The following is a 21,840-nucleotide window of genomic DNA, read 5'->3' as shown; positions in this document are numbered from 1 at the left end:
CCCCGGATCAGCGGTAGACCGGGAAGCGGGCGGTCAGGGCGTTGACCTTGGCGCGCACCGCGGCAATGTTGGCCTCATCGCGCGGGTTGTCCAACACGTCGGCCACCAGGTTGGCGGTGATGCGGGCTTCCTCGTCCTTGAAACCACGAGTGGTCATGGCCGGGGTGCCGATGCGCACGCCGCTGGTCACCATGGGTTTTTCGGGGTCGTTGGGGATGGCGTTCTTGTTGATGGTCATGTGGGCACTGCCCAGCACGGCCTCGGCTTCCTTGCCGGTAATGCCCTTGGCGCGCAGGTCCACCAGCATGACGTGGCTCTCGGTGCGGCCACTCACAATGCGCAGGCCGCGCTGGGTGAGGGTTTCGGCCACGATCTGGGCGTTTTTCAGCACCTGTTGCTGGTAAACCTTGAACTCGGGCGTCAGGGCTTCCTTGAACGCCACGGCCTTGGCGGCAATCACGTGCATCAGCGGGCCACCCTGTAGGCCGGGGAAAATGGCGCTGTTGATGGCTTTTTCGTGCTGGGCCTTCATCAGGATGATGCCGCCACGGGGGCCGCGCAGGCTCTTGTGCGTGGTGGAGGTCACCACGTCGGCGTGGGGCACCGGGTTGGGGTAGACGCCTGCGGCAATCAGGCCGGCATAGTGGGCCATGTCGACCATGAAGATGGCACCCACGTCCTTGGCGACCTTGGCAAAACGTTCGAAATCGATGGCCAGGGAATAGGCGCTGGCGCCAGCGATGATCAGCTTGGGCTTGGTTTCGTGGGCCTTCTTCTCCATGGCGTCGTAGTCGATGGCTTCCTTGGCATCCAGGCCATAGGAGACAACGTTGAACCACTTGCCGCTCATGTTCAGGGGCATGCCGTGGGTCAGGTGGCCGCCTTCGGCCAGGCTCATGCCCATGATGGTGTCGCCGGGCTTTAGGAAGGCCAGGAAAATGGCCTCGTTGGCGGATGCGCCGCAGTGGGGCTGCACGTTGGCGGCTTCGGCGCCGAAAATCTGCTTGACGCGGTCAATGGCCAGCTGTTCTGCCACATCCACGTATTCGCAGCCACCGTAGTAGCGCTTGCCGGGGTAGCCTTCGGCGTACTTGTTGGTCAGCTGGCTGCCTTGCGCGGCCATGACGGCGGGGGAGGCGTAGTTTTCACTGGCGATCAGTTCGATGTGGTGCTCTTGGCGGGCGTTTTCGGCCAGGATGGCGGTCCACAGTTCGGGATCGGCTTGTTCGACGAGGATGTTGCGGTTGTACATGGCAGTCCTTTAAGACAATGAACCTTGTTCACATGAGATGAGACAAGGGCTGCCCAGGCGAACGGCTGAACGTGCCCGCCCTTGCAGGGTGGTCACGGCACGCTTCCCAGTGGTGTCCCACGTCAACGCCAAGAACCGCTGCGGGTTCAGACGCCTATCGCCAGTCGCGTGCAGGAGGATTTTACCTGACGCCGCTTACGAGTTGAAATGGCCGGCCAGGTTTTCGGTTGCATCCTGGGGCTTTACCGGGTGCGTCACCGGTATGGCTTGCGGCAGGATGGGCGTCGCCACCCGGCCCGATGCCACCATTTGCAGGCGGTTGTGCTCAGCCAGGACCTTGGCGGCATAGCCGCCATCGTCTTCCAGGTTGCCGGCGCCCACGTAGAATTTGAGGCCCCCTTCAATGGAGCCAGCGCGGGCAATGCACTCCTGCAGCACCTTGACGCCGACGCGCAGGTTGGAAACCGGGTCAAAGGCGGCGAGCTTGCCGCCGAAACCTTCGTACTTGTCGCTGTGGACCTTGGTCATGACCTGCATCAGGCCTTGAGCGCCCACGGAACTCTGGGCGAACGGGTTGAAGCCCGACTCGATGGCCATGATGGCCAGGATCAGCGTGGGGTCGAGCTTGGCGCGGTTGCCGGTTTCGTAGGCCTCAGCCACCAGCGCGCTCAGGGGCTCGGGCGCCACGTTGTACTTCTTGCTCAGCCAGTAGGCTACGGCCGCCTGTTGCTTGGGCAGGCTGTGCGGGTTGGTGGCGGTCGCCCGGTCAACGGCTTCCACGTTGTCGGCAACGCCGGTAACGCCAGTAACGGCGCTTTGGCGCGCTTGGAGCCAGCTCATCAGCTGGACCTCGCTCGCCTGGCGGATTTCCGGCCTTGCAGTCAGGGTGATCACGGCAAACATCACGGCCAAGCCCAGCAGGGCAAAGCCGTTGTGCGTGATTTCGAAGAAACCTTGGGCGATGTCGGTGGCAAATGTTGCCAGGCCCTTGGTGAATTTTTGGGTCGCTGTCATAGCTCTTCCTTCTTTGGCGTGGGTCTGGGGCTGGCCACTGCAGGGCAGCAGGCCGTTTCAGACACCCCGTTTGGGTTGGTACGCTATCAATATCCTGCGGCGTCGATTCGACATGTGCAGCGATTTGAATATGCCGGGTTCGGCAGCGGATGCGGGTTATCCCTAGTCAAATTTTGGGATGGGCGGATTCTAGGGGGCTGCAATATACGAAGTCAACCATATAAATCATGATTGATATGCTTGACATATCTAAATAAGGCCGCAGAGGCAAGCCTGATGCGGCTTTCCCGAACATGGCCGAGCGCTCAGAAAATCTGGCAATCGGTGTGACAAAGCCCATTGAAAGAGGAATTTGCAATGGGCCAGGGCCGTTACTAGACTGGAATCGCCTGTTAAACACAGGCAGGTGTCGGCAGTAGCCAGTCCATACCATTGTGGTAGCGCGATGAAGCGGCCCCGACATTTCAAGGAGGCAATCTATTGCCTCCTAGACACCATGGGACCTCAAACTCCCGCGTGTCAGCCCAGACGGCATGGACCTGTGGTCAGCCGTCGAGCCCGGGTCCGGACCTGATGGTCTGGGTTCGGGCTTTCTCGTTTGTGCACCTCATATATATAGGCACCGTGCGCACTCCCTGGGGACGCGGGTAGCCGGAATGCGGTCAAAGCACCCTACGGTGGGTCGACGCGGTGGCTCTTTGTGGCGATCGATAAATGGTTCATGCTACTTTTTTGATAGCTGCATGCGCAGTATTGACGGGCGGTTGATGGTGAATGCATCGTAAATCCAGGCACTGCAGCGAAGGCCTGGCGAGCGGGTTTGCGCCGGACCGGACAAAATCCACTGGGCATCTTCCAATTCGCGGCGAAAATACGCAGTTGCAGATTTCCCTTCAACCTATTCCCGAGCCTACCGTGACGTCGACTTCTCCCACCAAAAACAACGATATTGCCCATCTAGACAGTCTGACCGGTGGCGCCTTTTCCGCTCCCACGGCCGGTGAGCGTGCGGCGCGCGTGCGGGAGTGGCTGCTGGGTAGCCCCAGCCCGGAGCAGTTGGCCGATGTGTTCAAGGAACTGAGCGTCAAGGACAAGGGCGCCGCCAAGCTGGTGCGCGAGAAGCTCGATGAGGCCCGGCGCATCAAGGGTCAGGAGACGCTGGCAGCCGAATGGGCGGCCAAGGCCCGGGCCTTGCTGGACATGGCCAAGCTCAATATTGCCGATGCCCTGGCCTGGCAACGCGACGCCGCCAAGGCGGGGGCGCCGCTGAGCCGGGAGCCGCTGGCTTTGCTCAAGACCGAACTGGCCGAACGTGTACGGGTTATTGAAGACCTGCAGCGGCGGGTACAGGTGCAGCGCGAGGCCGCGGTGTTGCTGGCGCAGCGCATTGAGGTGCTGTCGACCAAATCCTGGAAAGACGCGCAAAACGTGCTGGATGCCTTGCGGATAGACGTGGACCAGTGGCAGGTGCAGGCCGCGCAGCTGGTGGCCGATACCAGTTGGGCCAGCGTGGATGCGAAATTTCCCCCCTTGCTGGAGGCCTCGCGGGGTCAACTGCTGGTGGTGTGGGAGGCTTTCCAGGGAGCGCTGACGCTCGCCGTGGCGGCCGCGCAGGATGTGACCGCCGCGTTGCCGCCGGTGCCCGTGTGGGCCGATGAGTTGCGCGTGGCGCGTGGTGTGCCCGTCGAGGCGGTGGCCCGGCAGGCCAAGCCCAAGGTGGACCCGGAGGTGCGCGCCCAGGCCACGGCCAAGGTGCGGGAAGTCCTGTCTGTCCTGGAGCTGGAAATCGCCGAAGGTCATGGCAAGGCCAGTGCCGGCGCGGCCGGTGCACTGCGCCAGGCCCTCAAGGAATTTGGGAAAGTCATTGACGACAAGCTGGAAAACCAGGCCCATGCCGCCCTGGCAGCGGCCGGTGAGCTGGAAGGTTGGCAGCGCTGGCGCGCCGACCAGCTGCGCGAGGCCCTGGTGGCCCAGGCCGAAGGCCTGCTCAAGCGCCCCGAAGGCCAGGCCATGGGCGGACGCAAGATGCAGGAGACCCTGCGCTCCCTGCGCGAGCAGTGGAAACAGACGGACCAGGGCGGCGCGCCCAACCACGCCATGTGGAAACGCTTTGACGAAGCCTGCAACGAGGCCCACAAGGTGGTGGAGGCTTGGCTGGACAAGGTCCGCGCCGAGTCGGCCGAGCACAAGGCCCAGCGCCTGGCGCTGATTGAGGAAGTGAAGGCCTGGGCTGAGGCCAACACCACTGCGCTGGACGACGACTGGAAGGGCTTCAACCGCATCCTGCACCAGTTTGGCGACCGTTGGCGCGAGGCCGGCCATCTGGGCGAAAAAGCCTTTGCCGAACTGCAACCCTTGTGGAAGGCTGCCATTGCCAAGGCGGCTGCGCCGCTGGAGGCCTTGCAGACCGAGAGCCTGGCCCTGCGCCACGCCATGATCGAGGAAGCCAAGGTGCTGGGCGCCGCGCCCGAGTTGCGCATCGATGCCGTGAAAGCCCTGCAGCAGCGCTGGCAGGCCCAGGCGCACCGCGTGCCCATGGACCGCCGCCAGGAACAAAAGCTCTGGGATGCCTTCCGCAAACCCATTGACGACGCCTTCAACCGCAAGACGGCCGAACGTGAAAAGGCCGAATCCGCCCTGGGCGAGCGCGACCGCGTGGTGCTGCAAGCGGCCAAAGCCCTGGACGCCGCCAACGCCAGCGGCGATGCCCAAACCATCCGCGCAGCCATGGCCGCGCTGGAAGCTGCCCTGCAAGGGCAGGCCCAGGCGCAGGCCGATGTACAAACGGCCGGATCGCAGGAAAGCCAGGCCAAGGCCATGGCGCAAACCCCGGAATCTGCTGAAAATGTGACGGCAGCCCCCGTGGACAATGCGCAGACAGCTACAGAAACAATAGCAACTCCAGATGCCGAAACCACGGCCACGGCACCTGCCGAGCCGGCCGCAGCACCCAAGGCTGCGCCCAAACCGGTGGTGGCGGCGCGCGGTGACGACCGCCCGGGAACCCGCAAGGAAGTCCCCGCGGCGGCCGCAGGCCGCCCCGGCAAATGGGGGGACCGCGGCGACGGCGCCCGTGGCTCGCGTGACGCCAAGCCGGGCCAGCGCCCGGGTGATCGTGGCCTCCGCCCCGATGGGCGTGACGGTGGCCGCCCCTCGGGCCGTTTTGGTGCGGAGGGCCGTTCCGAGGCACCGCGCCTGGGTGACGCCGCTTTCCGGGCACAGCGCGACGCTTTGGAGCATGCCCAGCTGGCCCTCAAGAAGCTGGCTGTGCAGGCCCATGGCGAAGCCTTGACCCAATTGCTGACCGCCTGGGAAAAGCGCGACCCCAGCCTAGTGCCCGGCACCCAGGAACTGGGCAACCGGGCGGCACCCGCCGTGCGTGCCGCCTGGGTGCAGGCGCTGGGCGGCGAGGCCAAGGGTGCGGTTGCCGTCAAGCCGGTCGATCCACATGTGGCGCTGCTGCGCCTGGAGATGGCTGCCGAAGTGCCCACACCGGCCGAAGACCTGGACGCGCGTCGCAGCCTGCAATTGCAGTTGCTGACCCGCCGTAACGATCCCGCTCCGGCTCAGACCTGGGGGCAGGATAGCGCGGCGGTGCTGGCCGGACCATTCAGCGCGCCTGTTGCCCGCCGTGTCCAGAATGTCCTGAAGGTGCTGCTCAGGAAGTAAGGGTTAGCAAGGGGTGCCTCCCGCCATGGCGGGGGGCAGTCGCTCCACGGTGCTGGCGTGGCCGGTGGCGTTGGCGCGCAGGCGTAGGACTTCGGCGCGCGGAGGCTGCGCGCGCAGGTCCCAGTCGCTGAGTACCAGCCGCTCCCGACCGGCGTCCAGCGCGTGCTTGCCGGGGCGGTGCGTATGCCCGTGGATCATGTGGTCGGCTGCATTTGCATGCAGCAGGGCGTTGGCAGCCGCGCTGTCCACATCGGCGTACACGGTGTCGCTGTGTTTGAGTGCCTCGCTTTGGGTTCGCATGCCGCGCGCCAGTGCCAGACGCTGGGGCAGGGGCTTGGCGAGAAAATCGCGTTGCCAGGGCGCGCTGCGCACCTCTGCCCGAAATCGCATGTAAGCCGTATCGTCCAGGCACAGGGCGTCGCCGTGGGTCAGCAACCAGCGCTGACCGGCAAACGCCAGCACGGCCGGATCTTCCAGCAGAGTGGCTGAGCAGGCCTGCATCAGCGCCGGTCCCATCAGGAAATCCCGGTTGCCATGCATGATGAACAGGTCCAGCCGGTTGGCAGCGGAACGCAACACGTCGGCGCATCGGTGCTCGAAACCCGCGGTCAAGGTGAGCACATCGTCTCCCACCCAGACCTCGAACAGGTCACCCAGAATGAAAACCGCGTCGGCCGCGGTGTGCTCCAGGTAGTGGCGCCAGGCCTCAAAAGTTGCCGAATCGGATTCCTGCAGGTGCAGGTCCGAAATGATGTCGATGCAGCGCCAGCGGGATGGGGCGTGGAGTTCCATCCCGGGCGGCGGCGTGCTTACAGCGCGACGGCTTTTTCAATAACGACGTCTTCCTTGGGCACGTCGTCATGGAAGCCCTTGCGGCCGGTCGACACGGTCTTGATCTTGTCCACCACATCGGAGCCGGAAACGACTTTGCCGAACACCGCATAGCCCCAGCCCTGGGCGTTGGGAGCGGTGTGGTTCAGGAAACCGTTGTCGGCGACGTTGATGAAGAACTGGGCGGTGGCCGAGTGGGGGTCGCCGGTGCGCGCCATGGCCACGGTGTAGTTGGCATTCTTCAGGCCGTTGTTGGCTTCGTTTTCGATGGGGGCATCGCAGGATTTTTGCTTCATCCCGGGTTCCATGCCGCCACCCTGGATCATGAAGCCGGGGATGACACGGTGAAAAATCGTGTTGTTGTAGTGGCCCTTGTTCACGTAGGACAGGAAGTTGGCGACCGACTTGGGGGCCTTGTCCTGATCCAGTTCCAGGGTGATGACGCCGTAACCGGTGACGTGAAGTTCGACTTGTGGATTGCTCATGATTTATTTCACCAAAGTGGCGGAGTTGATAACGATGGGGGTCTTGGGAACATCGCCCGGTCCGGTGGGCGTTGTCTTGATCTTCTGGATGACATCCATGCCGGAGGTCACCTTGCCGAATACCGCGTAACCATAGCCGTCCGGCGAAGGTGCGTTGAGGCTGGTGTTGTCTACGACGTTGATGAAAAACTGGGCGGTAGCCGAATTGGGATTGCTGGTGCGGGCCATGGCAATGGTGCCGCGGTCGTTCTTCAGGCCGTTGTTGGCTTCCAGCGGGATGGGGGCGCGCGTGGATTTCTGGTTCATGGCGCTGGTGAAGCCACCGCCCTGCACCATGAAGTTATCGATGACGCGGTGGAAAATCGTGCCGTCGTACTGCTTGTCTTTCACGTACTGCAGGAAGTTTTCGACGGTCTTGGGTGCCTTGTCGGGGTAAACCTCCACCACGAATTCACCCAGGGTGGTCTGGAACTTCACTTTGGGCGGTGTCTGTGCCTGCGCGGCCAGCGGCAGCAGCGCGGCGGTGCATCCGGCGAGTACCAGACGCCGGGTCCATTGGTTCCAATGCGTTGTCATCAGATGACTCCTTCAAAAAATATCTTCCACTGGTTGCCCTGCCGCATCCAGTACTGGCGCTTGGTCCATCCGGTGCGCGTGCCATCGGCGACTTCGCCAAATGTCACCACCATGGTGTCGGCTGAATCGGTCCAGCGCAGGTAGGACACGTCCTTGAGCTGGATGGTGCGTCCCTGGGTTTCGGACAGCTCGCTTTTCAGTGTTGGCGTCCACTGGGCCAGCGTCTTGCCGTTGCTGGTGAAGTCGGCGGTGTAGAACGACAGAATCTGCTGCAGATTGCCCGAGGTCTTGGCATTGCGCCACGCATACAGCGTATCTTCAAACGGCTTGCTTTCGGCGCGCACGCTGTGCGGGGCTACCCACTGCAACTGCGAAGCAATCACCACCGGTGTGGAGCGGACTTCAACGGTGCGGATGATGTGCTGCAAGTCCGGATTGGCCAGTACCACGCAGCCGTCGGTGGCCAGCGGGGGGCGCGAGAACTGGTTGGGGGGCGTTCCGTGCAACCAGATGCCACTGCCCGTCTTGCCCCGCTTGCTGTCCAGAACGTTGGGGTAGCTGATGGGGAGGGCGCCGGAACCGTAAAAATCCTTGAGCGATTTGGGGTCCAGGTTGCTGGTGATGTAGTACACCCCCAGCGGGGTGCGCTGGTCACCCTCTACCGACTTGGACGTACCGGCCTTGCCAACGGAAATGTAATAGTCCGCAATCAGTTTCAGACCAGCCGGCGTGTTCTGGAACAGGTACAGCCGCGAGCGCGAGGCATCCACCGCAATGGCGTGCCGCGAGCGTTGCGAAAGCTCCAGGAATTGTGAGGGAATCGTGCCGGCCGGGGGGCGTTCCCGCAGCGCGTTGACGCGGCGCTGCGACTCTTCCCGAAGTTCCTTGAGCGTGGCGCTGGCGGCACGTGCCATGGTGTCGGGGACATCCCCAAACGCCTTGACCGGACGCGTCCTGGCGGCCAGCAAGTCGCCGTACACCAGCTGGGCGAGCTGGAAGTTGGGCAGGTCTGCTGCCAGCTGGGTTGCCTTGGTCAGCGCTTCGCGGTTTTGTGCCTGGCCGATCAGCTTGTAAATCTCGATGAGCCGGGCTTCGGCCACGCCGTCGGTGTCTTTGACAACCGGCAATTCCTGGCGTACCAGCTTGGCCTTGCCTTTTTGGGGGGCCGCGTGCAGCGGGCCGGCACTTGCCAGAAGCAAGGACAGCAGTGCGACGGTGAAATGCAGTCTCGCCATGTCAGCAGTGAGGATCAGGTTCCGGTGGACTCTCTGACGATATGCCAGCGGTCACCGCTTTTCACCAGGTCCAGTGTCTTGCGGCTGCTCACGGCCAGTCCACCGGCCTTGTAGTCCTGGCGGAACTTGGCAACGGCCTTGTTGCCACTGACCGTGACCGTAAGGTTTTCCAGCTTCAGGCTGATCTTGGACTTGCCGTTGATGCGCTGGCGGCGCTCCTCTTCCCAGGCGCTGCGGCTTTGCTTTCCGGGGGGATCGAATTCGCGGCCGTAGGCAGCCAGGTATCCCTTGACATCTTTGGCGGCCCAGGCTTTGGCCCATGCGCGCACGGCGGCTTCAGCTTCTTTCACGCCGTTGTTGTTCGCCGCCACGACCGGGGCGGGAGCCGTGGCCACAGGTGCTGCGGGAGCCGGGGTGCTTACGGCGGGAGGAGCCACTGCTGGCGTTGCAGCAGGGGCCGCAGCGACAGCAGGGGCCTTGGCGGGGCCGGGCAGGCCCGGCGGCGGCTTGACGGCTGCTACGGGCGCGGGTGCCGGCGCTGGCAGCGCCGGAGCGCTGACGGGTGCTGCGGTGGGGCGCTGGTTCTTGGCTCCCGTGGGGGTGAAGAGTTCGCGGATCAAGGCCAGCTTGGGGGGCACGGCGGGGTTGGCGGCATCCAGCTGCAACGCCTTGTTGTAGGCCTGGCTGGCCAGCTTGGCATAGACATCGCCGAGGTTTTCATGCGCCGTGGCGTAACTGGGGTTGGTCCGGATAGCCATTTCCAGTGCGGTGCGCGCCTTGTCGAACTGGCTTTGCCCGGCGTAGAGCACGGCCAGGTTGTTGTAGGGTTCTGGCAGTTCCGGGTAGTCTTCCGTCAGCCGGGTGAAGGTGGCAATGGCATCGCTGGTCTTGCCCGAGTCGCGCTGGATGACGCCCTTGAGGAAGCGCATTTGCGGGTCACGCGGTTTGCTGGCCAGGTACTGGTCTGCCTTGGAAAGGGCTTCCGAGAGCTTGCCCCCACGCACCAATTGCGACACATCTGCGTACTCGTCTGCGTAGGCCTGGAAAATTACCAGCGTGGCGGAAAGGGTCAGCAGCCGAAGTGACTGCAATACAAGGGAACTGGCGTGCGTCATAAAGCCTTTTGGTTCTTGCGCGTTGGTCGAGCCCTGCGAGCGGGGCTTTATACTGCGCTGGATTGTAGCTGAGGGGTGGCGCACGCTCCTTCCTGAAATACCTAGAGTCTCCCCTAACCAGATCTGTATCGGCCCCCGCCGTTGCGAGGAACTTGTATCCTTGCGCAATGGCCACGAATTACCCATGAGTTTGCGCATTTACAACACGCTGTCGCGTGCACTGGAACCGTTTTCCCCCATTGAAGTGGGGCATGTGCGCATGTATGTCTGCGGCATGACGGTGTATGACCTCTGCCACCTGGGGCATGCGCGATCCATGGTCGCCTTCGACGTGGTGCAGCGCTGGCTCAGGGCCAGCGGTTTTCGCGTGACCTATGTCCGCAACGTCACCGACATCGACGACAAGATCATCCGCCGCGCCCTGGAAAACGGCGAGAGCATCCGCGCGTTGACGGACCGCATGGTTGACGCGCTGCACCAGGACGCGGACGCCTTGGGCATCGAGCGACCCACCCATGAGCCGCGCGCCACCGAATTTGTTCCCCAGATGCTGAGCCTGATCGGCAAGCTCGAAGGCAAGGGGCTGGCATATCGCGCCTCGAACGGCGACGTCAATTACGCGGTGCGCAAGTTTGAAGGCTATGGCAAGTTGTCGGGCAAGTCGCTGGACGAATTGCGGGCCGGCGAGCGGGTGGCGGTGGCCGATGGCAAGGAAGATCCGCTGGACTTCGTGTTGTGGAAGTCGGCCAAGGAGTCCGAGCCTGCCGAGGCCAAGTGGCCCAGTGCCTACGGCTCTGGTCGACCCGGGTGGCATATCGAGTGCTCCGCCATGGGCTGCGAGATGCTGGGCGAATCGTTTGACATCCACGGTGGTGGAGCCGACCTGCAATTTCCCCACCATGAAAACGAAATTGCACAGAGTGAAGGTGCTTCCGGCAAGCCGCTGGCCCGGGTGTGGATGCACAACGGGTTTGTGACGCGTGACAACGAAAAAATGTCCAAGAGTCTGGGCAACTTTTTCACGATCCGGGACATCCTGGCCCAATACGATGCGGAGACGACCCGCTTTTTCATCATCCGCGCCCACTACCGCAGCGCCCTGAACCACAGTGACGCGCACCTGGACGATGCGCGCAATGCGCTCAAACGCCTGTACACCGCACTGCAGCTGGTGCCCCCTCCGGTGGGTTACGTCCTGGACTGGAGCCAGCCTCTGGCCGCACGTTTCAAGGCGGCCATGGATGAAGACTTTGGCACACCCGAGGCGGTGGCCGTGTTGTTCGAACTGGCTACCGAGGTCAACCGGACCCAATCGCCCGCGCTGGCGGGCTTGCTCAAGGCCCTGGGCGGTTGCCTGGGGCTGCTGCAGCAGGCCCCCGAGGTGTTCCTGCAGGCTGGCGCCACATTGGACACCGCTGCCATCCAGGCGCTGATTGACCAGCGCGGCGCGGCCAAGGCCGCGCGGGACTTTGCATTGGCCGACAGCATCCGCAAGGATTTGCTGGCCCAGGGCATCGTGCTCAAGGACTCGCCGGCTGGCACGACATGGGAGGCCGTGCAATGATGACGGTCGCCCGTCCGGCCGCAACACCCCCGGTGACACCGCATTTCTGGGAAGAGGCCTGCAAGCACCTGGTCAAAAAAGACCGGGTGATGAAGCGCCTGATTCCCCAGTACGGAGACGCCTGCCTGCAAACCCGGGGTGATGCCTTTGTCACGCTGGCGCGCAGCATCGTGGGGCAACAGATATCGGTCAAGGCTGCGCAGACGGTGTGGGACCGGTTTTCCCTGCTGCTGCGCAAGATGACGGCGGCCAACGTGCTCAAGCTCAAGGTGGACGACATGCGCGCCGCGGGCCTGAGTGCACGCAAGGTGGAGTACCTGGTGGATCTGGCGCTGCACTTTGACAGTGGCGCCCTGCATGTGGCGGCCTGGGAGGAGATGAGCGACGAGGACATCGTGGCCGAGTTGGTGGCCATTCGGGGCATTGGCCGCTGGACGGCCGAGATGTTCCTGATTTTCCACCTCATGCGGCCCAACATCCTGCCGCTGGACGACGTGGGCCTGATCAATGGCATCAGCCGCAATTATTTTTCGGGGGATGCAGTGAGCCGCAGTGATGCGCGCGAGGTGGCTGCAGCCTGGGCGCCGTACTGCACCGTGGCAACTTGGTATATTTGGCGCTCGCTCGACCCCGTGCCGGTGACTTATTGAGACTTTGCGGGACAGATCGTTGACACTGTTCCCAACTGATTAGGATAGATTCATGGCCAAGAAGACCTTTCTGGATTTTGAGCAACCCATAGCGGAACTTGAAACAAAAATCGAAGAACTGCGCTACGTGCAGAACGAGTCGGCAGTCGATATTTCTTCCGAAATCGACCAGCTCAGCAAGAAAAGCCAGCAGCTCACCAAAGACATCTACAGTGATCTGTCGCCGTGGCAAATCACCAAGATTGCCCGCCACCCCGAGCGGCCTTACACACTGGACTACGTCAAGGAAATCTTCACCCATTTCGTGGAGCTGCATGGCGACCGGCATTTTGCCGATGACCTGAGCATCGTCGGAGGCCTGGCCCGTTTCAACGGCACGCCCTGCATGGTGCTGGGGCACCAGAAAGGGCGCGACACCAAGGAGCGCGGGTTGCGCAACTTTGGCATGAGCAAGCCCGAGGGCTACCGCAAGGCCCTGCGCCTGATGAAGCTGGCGGAAAAATTCAAGTTGCCCGTGTTCACCTTTGTGGACACGCCCGGTGCCTACCCCGGCATTGACGCCGAAGAGCGCGGCCAGTCTGAAGCCATCGGCCGCAACATTTTCGAGATGGCCCAGCTGGAAGTGCCCATCATCACCACCATCATTGGTGAAGGGGGCTCCGGTGGTGCGTTGGCCATCTCGGTGGCGGACCAGCTGGTGATGCTGCAGTACTCCATTTACGCTGTCATCAGCCCCGAAGGTTGCGCCTCCATTCTCTGGAAGACGTCGGACAAGGCTTCCGACGCGGCCGAGGCCATGGGCATCACGGCGCACCGGCTCAAGGCCGTGGGCGTGATTGACAAGATCGTCAACGAACCCGTGGGCGGCGCACACCGCGACACCAAGCAGGCCGCGGCCTTCCTCAAGCGTGCCCTGGTGGACGCGTACCGCCAGGTCAGCGACCTGAAGGTCAAGGAGCTGGTGGACCGCCGCTACGAACGCCTGCAAAGCTATGGGCGTTTCACCGACACCAAAGCCAACGCCAAGTAGGGTGACGGTTGACGCGGCATTGCGCGGCTTCGCCCCCGCATTGCCGCTGGCGGTCGCGCTGAGTGGCGGAGCCGATTCCACGGCCCTGCTGGTGGCATGCGCCGAGAAGTGGCCGGGTCAGGTGGTGGCTCTGCATGTCAACCACGGGCTGCAGGCGGCCGCACACACGTTTGAGCACCATTGCCGCGACCTGTGCGAACGCCTGAAGGTACCCCTGCGCGTGCAGCGGGTCGACGCGCGACACCACAGCGGGCAAAGCCCCGAAGATGCGGCCCGGCAGGCGCGTTACAAGGCTTTTGATGCGCTGGCCCGCATGGAGCCTGCGCAGACAGCTATTAAATCAGTAGCGCTGGCGCAGCACGCGGATGACCAGGTGGAAACGCTGTTGCTGGCCCTGAGTCGGGGCGCGGGCCTGGGAGGCTTGAGCGCCATGCCTGCCCACTGGCAGCGCGATGGCCTGGACTACTACCGCCCGCTGCTGGCAGTGGCGGGCGCGGACATTCGCAGCTGGCTGGTCGGGCGGGGTATTGCGTTCGTGGAGGACCCTACCAACGCCGATGAGCAGTTCACCCGCAACCGCATCCGCGCCCGGGTGATGCCGGCGCTGCAGGCGGCGTTTCCGCAATTCCTGGATACCTTTGCCCGCAGTGCGGCGCATGCGGCCCAGGCGCAGGCCGTGCTGGATGAGGTGGCCGTGCAGGATGGCGGGCTGGTGTGCCGTGCCTCGGATGGCTTGCTGCTGATCAAGTCCCTGCAGCAACTGAGCCGTGCGCGCCAGGCCAACGCCGTGCGGTACTGGCTCAGAAGCCGGTTCCAGGTGATTCCCAGCACAGCCCAGCTGCAGGAGTTGCTGGATCAACTGGCCGCTTGCACCACCCGAGGGCACCGCATCCACATCAAGGTGGGCAATGGCTTTGTGCAGCGCCGTGGTGATGTGCTGACTTGGTACAATCCCTAGGTTTTGCTACAAAAAAATCTCATTCCATGGCATTGATCGTTCACAAATACGGCGGCACGTCGATGGGTTCTACGGACCGCATCCGCAACGTCGCCAAACGCGTTGCCAAATGGGCACGTGCAGGTCACCAGATGGTGGTGGTTCCCTCCGCCATGAGCGGCGAGACCAACCGCTTGCTGGGTCTGGCCAAAGAATTGGCACCATCCCGGCAGAGCGAGGCCTATGGCCGCGAACTCGACATGCTGGCCGCGACCGGCGAACAGGCATCCAGCGCACTGTTGGCCATTGCCTTGCAGGCAGAGGGCATGGAGTCGGTCAGCTATGCGGGCTGGCAGGTTCCCATTCGTACCAACAGCGCCTATACCAAGGCCCGCATCGAGTCGATTGACGATGCGCGCGTGCGTGCCGATCTGACGGCGGGCAAGGTGGTCATCGTGACCGGCTTTCAGGGCATGGACGACGAAGGCAACATCACCACGCTGGGGCGCGGCGGCTCTGACACCTCGGCCGTGGCTGTCGCAGCGGCCATGAAAGCCGCCGAGTGCCTGATCTACACCGACGTGGATGGTGTCTACACCACCGATCCGCGCGTGGTGCCCGAGGCACGCCGCCTGCAGACCGTGAGCTTTGAAGAGATGCTGGAAATGGCATCCATGGGCTCCAAGGTGCTGCAGATCCGCTCGGTTGAATTTGCCGGCAAATACAAGGTGCCACTGCGCGTCCTGAGCAGCTTCACGCCCTGGGACATTGACATAAACGAGGAGGCCAAGTCCGGCACTCTGATTACTTTTGAGGAAGACGAGAACATGGAACAAGCCATCGTTTCGGGCATTGCATTCAACCGCGATGAGGCCAAGATCTCCGTCATGGGCGTGCCCGACAAACCCGGCATTGCCTACCAGATCCTGGGCGCCGTGGCTGACGCCAACATCGAAGTGGACATGATCATCCAGAACCTGAGCAAGGACGGCAAGACCGATTTCAGCTTCACGGTGAACCGCGGTGACTACGCCAAGACGGTGGACCTGCTCAAGGAAAAAGTGCTGCCCAGCCTGGGCGCCGAGCAGGTGGTGGGCGACACCAAGATCTGCAAGGTGTCGATCGTGGGTATCGGCATGCGCAGCCACGTAGGCGTGGCCAGCCGCATGTTCCGCGTGCTGAGCGAAGAGGGGATCAACATCCAGATGATTTCCACCTCCGAAATCAAGACCTCCGTGGTCATTGACGAGAAGTACATGGAACTCGCCGTGCGTGCCTTGCACAAAGCTTTTGACCTGGACCAGCCTCCGGGTTGAAAAAACACCGCAGAGTCGTGAGATAATGCGGGCTGTTCAGGAAACGTGACCGAGTGGCCGAAGGTGCTCCCCTGCTAAGGGAGTATGGGGTGTAGAGCCTCATCGAGGGTTCGAATCCCTCCGTTTCCGCCAAATCAGAAAGCCACCTTCGGGTGGCTTTTTTGTTGCTGCGGGGTGCTGTTCCCGTGCCGATGCAGTGGCTTTTTGTAACAATTGAAGTGCTTTGCGAGTCACGGCGCGGTGCATAGAATCTTTCAGCGAACACGGAAATCCATGTTTTCCTTCTTTAAAGCCAAGCCACGCAAGCCGGTTGCCGCCGTTGATCTGCATCCCGACGCAGTCAACCGCATGAGCCTGGACGAACGCAAGGCCTATCGGCAGGAGATGCTGTACCAGTCCATCCGGGAGACCTTCCTCGCCATGGAGGTGATCGGGAGCATGTACAAGTTCAAGGTCATGCCGGTGGATGCGCGCCATCACCGTTTTGTCGCCATGATTGATGTGGCCAAATTTTTTATCACCAACAAGGAGAACCGGACAAAAAGCTTCGCCGCCCTGGAGAAGCATATGCGCGCGCACACCTATAACCGCTACGGCATTCTGATCACCGGCATCTACTGGCGTGTGAGCGAGACGGAAGAACAGTTCGAATTCCAGCCCCGGGTCACCGATTCGGCCACCGCAGACGACTTCGGTGCGATTCAGGCGCGGAAGAAACCGGTGGACAGCGTAACGGCGCCTGCTGGCAATGGCGTCAAGCTGGCACGTGAAGCCTACCAGCCGGTATCCGATGAGGAAGCTCAGGCGTTCATGGACGCCCTGCGCAAGGGCGTCAACCCTCCTGCCATCCATGTGGGTGACCGGGAGTACAAGTCGGATCTGGCTCCGTTGGACGACGGCATCATGATCGGCGGCACCCAGTACGGCAAGTTGTAACAGCCGGCACAGCCACCCCTCGGGCGCTCATGTCGGAGCCTCGAATAGTGGGAACATTTTTGATCCTCGTACGTTGAATGAATGGCGCAAGGCAGTTGCGCCAGACCGATCTTGCATGGGTGGCGAAATCGTCGCGCGCAGCAAGATCGGATTTGTCATTCAGCAAAACGAGGTAAATACCATGTTCGTTGTCATTGTTAAATTCCCGCCGATTCAGCCAGGCAAAGATGCCGCGTTTCGCGAATGGTTTGTCCAGACCAATAAGGAGTTTGGAAGCCATGCAGGTTTTATCAGCCGACGGCTCTTGAAGCCCGTCCAGGGTGGCAACTATGCAGCCATCGTGGAACATGAGAGCCATGAAACCTTCATGGCCATGCACAACACCCCCGCTCACGCGGAAGCCAGCAAGCTTGTAGCCCCCATGTTCGATGGCAGCCGGAGCCCTGTGTTTTATGATGTGGTTGTTGGTTGAAAAATTAGGTCTTGCCCGACTGGGCGTTCAAGGAAATGTATGAAATTGTTGACAGTGCTTCTGGCTTTGGCGATGGGTTCCACGGCGGCTTTGGCCAAGAACGTGGTGATTGACGTGCGTACCAGCCAGGAGTATTCCCAAGGCCATGTGGCAGGCGCCCTCAACATCGACCACACAGTCATTGGGCAGGAAATCTCCAAGGCCAACGTGGACAAGAATGACACCGTCATCCTCTATTGCCGTTCCGGCCAACGCTCCGGAAAGGCCCAGGAAACGCTCAAGAAAATGGGTTATCTCCACGTCGAGAACTACGGCGGCCTCGAGCAGGCACGCAAGCTGCTGGGCCAGTAAGGTATGCAAGCGACTCCGGTTTCATGCATGAAACCGGTCTTTAACCCGCATGAAACCTGCGTAGTTAGCTATTGATACGATAGCGCCAGGTGTGCTGCACGCACGCTATTGGCGCGCGCCCCGTGCCAGTGCCGCCGCGCGGGAGGCCGCCAGTGCCTCGGTATCCGGCGCGGCCTGGGTGGGCCAGCCGGCCAGGTGCTGCTGGGTCAGGTTGCACAGCGCGGCGATCCACTCCGGGTCATCGTTCAGGCAGGGAATGTAGCCAAACGCCTTGCCGCCGGCCTGCAGGAACGCGGCACGGCCTTCCATTGCAATTTCCTCCAGGGTCTCCAGGCAGTCGCTGCTGAAACCCGGACACACCACGTCCACGCGCTGCACGCCAGCCTTGGCCAGCGCCCTGAGCGTAGGCTCGGTATACGGCTCCAGCCATTTGGCGCGGCCCAGGCGGGACTGGAAGGTGACCTTGTATTGCTCCGCGTCCAGCCCCAGGCGCCCGGCCAGCAGGCGTGCGGTCTTGAGGCACTCGCAGTGGTAGGGGTCGCCCAACTGCAGGGTGCGTTCGGGCACGCCATGGAAGCTCATCACCAGCTGGTCGGGGCGGCCATGGGTCTTCCAGTGGCGCTGGATGCTGGCGGCCAGCGCGGCGATGTAGCCTGCGTCGTCGTGGTAATGGTTCACGAAGCGCAGTTCGGGCAGGGCACGCGTGCGCTGCGCCCAGCCGTACACGGCGTCAAACACGCTGGCCGTGGTCGTGGCACTGTATTGGGGGTAGGCTGGCACCACCAGCACGCGGGTCACGCCCTCGGCCTTCAGGGCGTCGAGCTGCGAAGCGATGGAGGTGCTGCCGTAGCGCATGGCCCAGCGCACCTTGACCTGGTGGTTGCGCTGGCCCAGCCAGCCCTGCAGCAGCTTGGCCTGTTTCTCGGTCCACACCTTCAGTGGCGAGCCCTCGGGCGTCCAGATGCTGGCGTACTTGGTGGCCGACTTCGCCGGGCGCACCCGCAGGATGATGCCGTGCAGGATCAGCAGCCACAGCAGCCGGGGGATCTCCACCACCCGGCGGTCGCTCAGGAACTCCGCCAGGTAGCGGCGTACCGCCGGCGCGGTGGGTGCATCGGGTGTGCCCAGGTTGCACAACAGGATGGCGGTGCGCGGCGCCTGGCCGTGGGTGTAAGAGGGTTCTTTGGAAAAGGGCATGCGGTATTCTCCCGCACCTATGCTCGATATTTCCAAAATCAAGGCAATAACCCTGGACCTGGACGATACCCTGTGGCCCATCTGGCCCACCATCGAACGGGCCGAGAAGGTCTTGCACACGTGGCTGCAGGCCCAGGCTCCTGCCACTGCAGCGCTGATTGCCAACCCCCACATGCGCCGCGAATTGCGGGCGGCCACCGAACGCCAGTGGCCCGATCTGGCCCACGATCTGGCCGCCCTGCGGCGCGAGTCCATCCGCCTGGCTCTGCAGCGAGCCGGTGACGACGCGGCGCTGGCCGAGCCGGCACTGGACGTGTTCATGGCGCAGCGCATGCAGGTGACCCTGTTCGAGGACGTCCGGCCGGCGCTGGCGTGGCTGGCGGGGCGTCTGCCCATCGTGGCGCTGTCCAACGGCAATGCCGACGTGCACCAGATCGGCGTGGGTGAATTCTTTTGCGCCAGCATCAGCGCCCGGGACGTGGGGGTCGGCAAGCCTGACCCGCGCATATTCCAGGTGGCCGCACGCGCTGCCAGGGTCCCGGCCGAGGACGTGCTGCACGTGGGCGATGACGCCGCGTTGGACGTGCTGGGCGCCCTGGACGCAGGCATGCAGACCGCGTGGATCAACCGGGAGGATCACCTGTGGACCCAGACCCGGCAGCCACATGCCACGGTGGCCGACCTGGCCGAACTGTGCGACCTGTTGGGCCGCACGGAGGCCGATTAGTCGCTCAATTTGGCCGCCTGCCCCGGCTGTTCAAGGGCGCAATGTCAGCGTGCTTTGCGTGTGGGCCTTGACGTCTGCCTCGCTCAGGTACTGCGGCACATACACACCGGCCACGAAGCGTTCGGCCTGGTCGGAGTAGTGGGCGTCAAACAGCACGCCGCTTTGGCCGACCGGGTTGATCCCCACGGATTTGCTGGCGTCGGCAAAGTCAATGACCCGCCGGGTGGAGGGGCCGTAGCTCACCGCCCAGGGTGCCGGGCCGATGCTGCCGGAGAAGTTGTTGGGCGTCTCGCGCCCGCCCGGTACCGGGAACGGTCCGACGTTGAACAGCAGGTTCAGCGGCTTTTGCATGCCCAGCGGATGGTTGTGGGTGAGGGTGTGCGCGCGGCCCCAGTTCCACTTCAGCAGGTCCTTCCCGTACAGGCCTTCCAGGTGCCGCAGCGTGTTGCCCCAGACGATACGCATGGTTTCGAACCGGTTTTCCACCTGTTTGGTCTTCACGTTGTCCCACCAGGGTGAGTTGGCGTCGGCGGCCAGCCGGGGCAGTGCGCTGTCCAGCGCCCGGGTCTTGAGCAGGTTGGCGAACTGGACCTCGCCCATTTCGTCGGCCATGGCCTCATGCGCCAGCTCGTACAGCATCTGACTGAACAGCAGGGGGGCGATGCCGTCGGTGGTGTAGTCGCCGTTCCACAACTCCAGGGGTTCCAGGAACGCCTTTTCGTAGGGGTCGGTGACGACGGCCTTGAGGATGGGCAGCAGCGCGGCGAGCGTGCGTGGGCCGTAGCCGTTGCCGCTGTCAAGCTGCAGGGCCTGCGCGGCTGCGGTGTTCCATTTGTTCTTGGGGTCGCGCAGCACGGAGTCCAGGCGCTGGGCCCGGTCGGCCAGGTTGTAGTAGCCGGGCACGGGCACGCCGCTGACCGGTTGCGGCTGGTGGTTGGCCGACACGATGTAGCCGCGGGCCGGGTTTTCTTCCTGCGGGTTGAAGGCGAAGTTGTAGAAGCCGGTCTTCTCGGCCTCACCGGTGCTGCCGTCCAGAATGAACGTGGGGTTCACGCCTTCCGGGCGGATGGGCAGCTTGGCGGCCGCCCACCAGCCGATGTCGCCACTGGCGCTGGCCCACACCACGTTGAGGCCGGGGGAGTGGATCTTTTCCGCCGCGTGGCGGGCCTTCTCCAGGGTGTTGGCGCGGTTCAGGTCGTAGAAGGCCTCCAGCACCGGATTTTCGGTTTCCAGGAATGCCCACCACATGGCGATGGGGGTGGTGCCCAGGCTGTCCTTGAAGGCGTCCGTGATGATGGGGCCATGGGGTGAGCGGCGCAGGGTCAGCTGCACGTCCGCCGCACCTTTGACCTTGATGGTCTCGCTGCGGCTTTGCAGCTCGGTCCAGGCGCCACGCACCCAGACCTGGTTGGCATTGGCGGGGTTGGTCTTTTCGGCCACCAGGTCCACGTCGTCGTTCTGGAACATGGTCAGGCTCCAACCAAACTGCCCGTTGTGCCCCAGCAGGGCAACGGGGTTGAGTGCCTGGTAGTGGCCGTACAGCTCGAAGCCGGGGGCGCTCAGGTGGGCTTCGTACCAGACGGCGGGTGCCGAGTAGGCAATGTGCGGGTCGCCGGCCAGCAGGGGTTTGCCGCTGGCGGTGCGCTGGCCGGAGATGGCCCAGGCGTTGCTGCCTTCAAAGGCGGGCACGCCGGCTGCGTCCAGCGCGTCTTGGCTGAGCTGGGCCAGTTGGCTCAGGCCCTGCCAGTCCTTGGCGTTGAGGGCCAGCGCCGGCTGCTGCGGCAGGCGGGCCGCCGCCGTGGCGCCCAGCACGCCTTCGGGGTGCCACTCCAGGTCAAACACGCGCAGGTAGTCGGGGCCCAGCTTGTCGCGGATGTAGGTCAGCGCCGGTTCGGTCTTGAAGGCGGCAGCAAAGCTGTACGCCAGGTAGCCCGAGACGGCAAAAGTGTCTTGCGGCGTGAAAGGGCGTTTGGGAATGCCCAGGATGTCGAACTCCAGCGGCGCGGGGTGGCCGGCCTGGTACTGGTTGATGCCGTCTAGGTAGGCCAGCAGGGCCTGGTTGGACGGGGTTGCGGGGTCCATCCTGGCGGCCATGTCCTGGGCGCGTGCGCGAATGCCCAGGGTGCGAAACAGCCTGTCGGTGTCGAGCAGCTTGGGGCCCAGCACTTCGGCCAGTTCGCCCTGGGCCAGGCGGCGCACCATTTCCATCTGGAACAGGCGATCCTGCGCGTGCACGTAGCCCAGTGCGCGGTACAGGTCGGTTTCGTTGCCGGCGCGGATGTGGGGCACGCCCCGCTCGTCATAGGCCACGCTCACCGGGGCCTGCAGCTTCTGCAGGGCCACGGTGCCGCTGCGCACGGGTTGCTTGGTATGGATGTGCCAGGCAATGGCGCCACCGGCCGCGACGGCGGCTGCGGTGACCGTGGCGGCCACGATTTTCAGGGCAATGTGCATGAACGGCGTCTCCTTTTTTGGCGCCCATC

General features: G+C 63.3%; 19 protein-coding genes, 1 tRNA gene and 1 riboswitch. Of the genes, 11 read left to right on the top strand and 9 right to left on the bottom strand.

The window, feature by feature from the left end; translation table 11 throughout:
- Positions 1-7: 7 nt before the first annotated feature.
- Together glyA and AC1Q5W_RS06680 are read right to left on the bottom strand one after the other, a co-directional pair.
- Positions 8-1,252, bottom strand: coding sequence for a serine hydroxymethyltransferase (gene glyA, locus AC1Q5W_RS06685; RefSeq protein ID WP_492643355.1), 1,245 nt, complete (start codon positions 1,250-1,252; stop codon positions 8-10).
- A gap of 44 nt (positions 1,253-1,296) precedes the next feature.
- Positions 1,297-1,430: riboswitch (ZMP/ZTP riboswitch) on the bottom strand.
- 17 nt (positions 1,431-1,447) lie between these two features.
- Positions 1,448-2,266 carry a lytic transglycosylase domain-containing protein gene (locus tag AC1Q5W_RS06680; RefSeq protein WP_492643354.1) on the bottom strand — a complete coding sequence of 273 codons (819 nt, stop codon included), beginning with the start codon at positions 2,264-2,266 and terminating at the stop codon, positions 1,448-1,450.
- Positions 2,267-3,181: 915 nt separating this feature from the next.
- Here AC1Q5W_RS06680 and AC1Q5W_RS06675 point away from each other — a divergent pair.
- A complete protein-coding gene (locus AC1Q5W_RS06675) occupies positions 3,182-5,935 on the top strand; it encodes a DUF349 domain-containing protein (protein WP_492643353.1) in 2,754 nt (917 codons plus the stop codon).
- Positions 5,936-5,938: 3 nt separating this feature from the next.
- Here the strand turns inward: AC1Q5W_RS06675 and AC1Q5W_RS06670 are convergent, their stop codons facing one another.
- The 5 genes from AC1Q5W_RS06670 to AC1Q5W_RS06650 are packed head-to-tail and all read right to left on the bottom strand — an operon-like array spanning position 5,939 to position 10,177.
- Entirely contained in the window at positions 5,939-6,727 is a 789-nt protein-coding gene (locus AC1Q5W_RS06670; protein WP_492643352.1) for a UDP-2,3-diacylglucosamine diphosphatase, read from the bottom strand.
- 17 nt (positions 6,728-6,744) lie between these two features.
- Positions 6,745-7,251 carry a peptidylprolyl isomerase gene (locus AC1Q5W_RS06665; RefSeq protein WP_492643351.1) on the bottom strand — a complete coding sequence of 169 codons (507 nt, stop codon included), beginning with the start codon at positions 7,249-7,251 and terminating at the stop codon, positions 6,745-6,747.
- 3 nt (positions 7,252-7,254) lie between these two features.
- The gene (locus tag AC1Q5W_RS06660) at positions 7,255-7,827 is read right to left on the bottom strand and encodes a peptidylprolyl isomerase (RefSeq protein ID WP_492643350.1); all 573 of its coding nucleotides are present in this window, start codon (positions 7,825-7,827) and stop codon (positions 7,255-7,257) included.
- Positions 7,827-9,062: a L,D-transpeptidase family protein gene (locus AC1Q5W_RS06655; RefSeq protein ID WP_492643349.1), complete on the bottom strand. Its 1,236-nt coding sequence runs from the start codon at positions 9,060-9,062 to the stop codon at positions 7,827-7,829. Before AC1Q5W_RS06655 ends, AC1Q5W_RS06660 begins: the two co-directional genes overlap by 1 nt.
- A gap of 14 nt (positions 9,063-9,076) precedes the next feature.
- Entirely contained in the window at positions 9,077-10,177 is a 1,101-nt protein-coding gene (locus AC1Q5W_RS06650; RefSeq protein ID WP_492643348.1) for a tetratricopeptide repeat protein, read from the bottom strand.
- A gap of 184 nt (positions 10,178-10,361) precedes the next feature.
- On the opposite strand from AC1Q5W_RS06650, the gene cysS reads away from it, so the two are divergent.
- The 9 genes from cysS (at position 10,362) to AC1Q5W_RS06605 (ending at position 17,433) form a co-directional block, all read left to right on the top strand.
- Positions 10,362-11,741, top strand: coding sequence for a cysteine--tRNA ligase (gene cysS / locus AC1Q5W_RS06645; RefSeq protein WP_492643347.1), 1,380 nt, complete (start codon positions 10,362-10,364; stop codon positions 11,739-11,741).
- A complete protein-coding gene (locus tag AC1Q5W_RS06640) occupies positions 11,741-12,391 on the top strand; it encodes a DNA-3-methyladenine glycosylase family protein (protein WP_492643346.1) in 651 nt (216 codons plus the stop codon). Before cysS ends, AC1Q5W_RS06640 begins: the two co-directional genes overlap by 1 nt.
- A gap of 52 nt (positions 12,392-12,443) precedes the next feature.
- Positions 12,444-13,421 carry an acetyl-CoA carboxylase carboxyltransferase subunit alpha gene (locus AC1Q5W_RS06635; protein WP_492643345.1) on the top strand — a complete coding sequence of 326 codons (978 nt, stop codon included), beginning with the start codon at positions 12,444-12,446 and terminating at the stop codon, positions 13,419-13,421.
- A gap of 1 nt (position 13,422) precedes the next feature.
- Entirely contained in the window at positions 13,423-14,379 is a 957-nt protein-coding gene (gene tilS / locus AC1Q5W_RS06630) for a tRNA lysidine(34) synthetase TilS (RefSeq protein ID WP_492643344.1), read from the top strand.
- A gap of 26 nt (positions 14,380-14,405) precedes the next feature.
- Positions 14,406-15,674 carry an aspartate kinase gene (locus AC1Q5W_RS06625; RefSeq protein WP_492643343.1) on the top strand — a complete coding sequence of 423 codons (1,269 nt, stop codon included), beginning with the start codon at positions 14,406-14,408 and terminating at the stop codon, positions 15,672-15,674.
- A gap of 39 nt (positions 15,675-15,713) precedes the next feature.
- Positions 15,714-15,806, top strand: a tRNA-Ser gene (locus AC1Q5W_RS06620).
- A gap of 141 nt (positions 15,807-15,947) precedes the next feature.
- Positions 15,948-16,610 carry a hypothetical protein gene (locus tag AC1Q5W_RS06615; RefSeq protein ID WP_492643342.1) on the top strand — a complete coding sequence of 221 codons (663 nt, stop codon included), beginning with the start codon at positions 15,948-15,950 and terminating at the stop codon, positions 16,608-16,610.
- 115 nt (positions 16,611-16,725) lie between these two features.
- A complete protein-coding gene (locus AC1Q5W_RS06610; RefSeq protein ID WP_492643341.1) occupies positions 16,726-17,082 on the top strand; it encodes an antibiotic biosynthesis monooxygenase family protein in 357 nt (118 codons plus the stop codon).
- Positions 17,083-17,121: 39 nt separating this feature from the next.
- Entirely contained in the window at positions 17,122-17,433 is a 312-nt protein-coding gene (locus tag AC1Q5W_RS06605) for a rhodanese-like domain-containing protein (RefSeq protein WP_492643340.1), read from the top strand.
- Between the two features lie 105 nt (positions 17,434-17,538).
- On the opposite strand, the gene hemH is transcribed toward AC1Q5W_RS06605, so the two are convergent.
- Positions 17,539-18,630, bottom strand: a complete 1,092-nt coding sequence (hemH, locus tag AC1Q5W_RS06600; RefSeq protein WP_492643339.1) for a ferrochelatase — start codon at positions 18,628-18,630, stop codon at positions 17,539-17,541.
- On the opposite strand from hemH, the gene AC1Q5W_RS06595 reads away from it, so the two are divergent.
- On the top strand, positions 18,629-19,357 hold the full coding sequence (locus AC1Q5W_RS06595) for an HAD family hydrolase (RefSeq protein ID WP_492643338.1): 729 nt from the start codon (positions 18,629-18,631) through the stop codon (positions 19,355-19,357). The genes hemH and AC1Q5W_RS06595 overlap by 2 nt on opposite strands.
- Before the next feature lie 30 nt (positions 19,358-19,387).
- Here the strand turns inward: AC1Q5W_RS06595 and AC1Q5W_RS06590 are convergent, their stop codons facing one another.
- A complete protein-coding gene (locus tag AC1Q5W_RS06590; RefSeq protein ID WP_492643337.1) occupies positions 19,388-21,811 on the bottom strand; it encodes a penicillin acylase family protein in 2,424 nt (807 codons plus the stop codon).
- Positions 21,812-21,840: the final 29 nt, after the last annotated feature.

It is taken from the genome of Rhodoferax sp. MLSD5-FHT05B10 (genome assembly GCF_058793415.1).
This window is presented reverse-complemented; position numbering and strand designations above follow the sequence as displayed.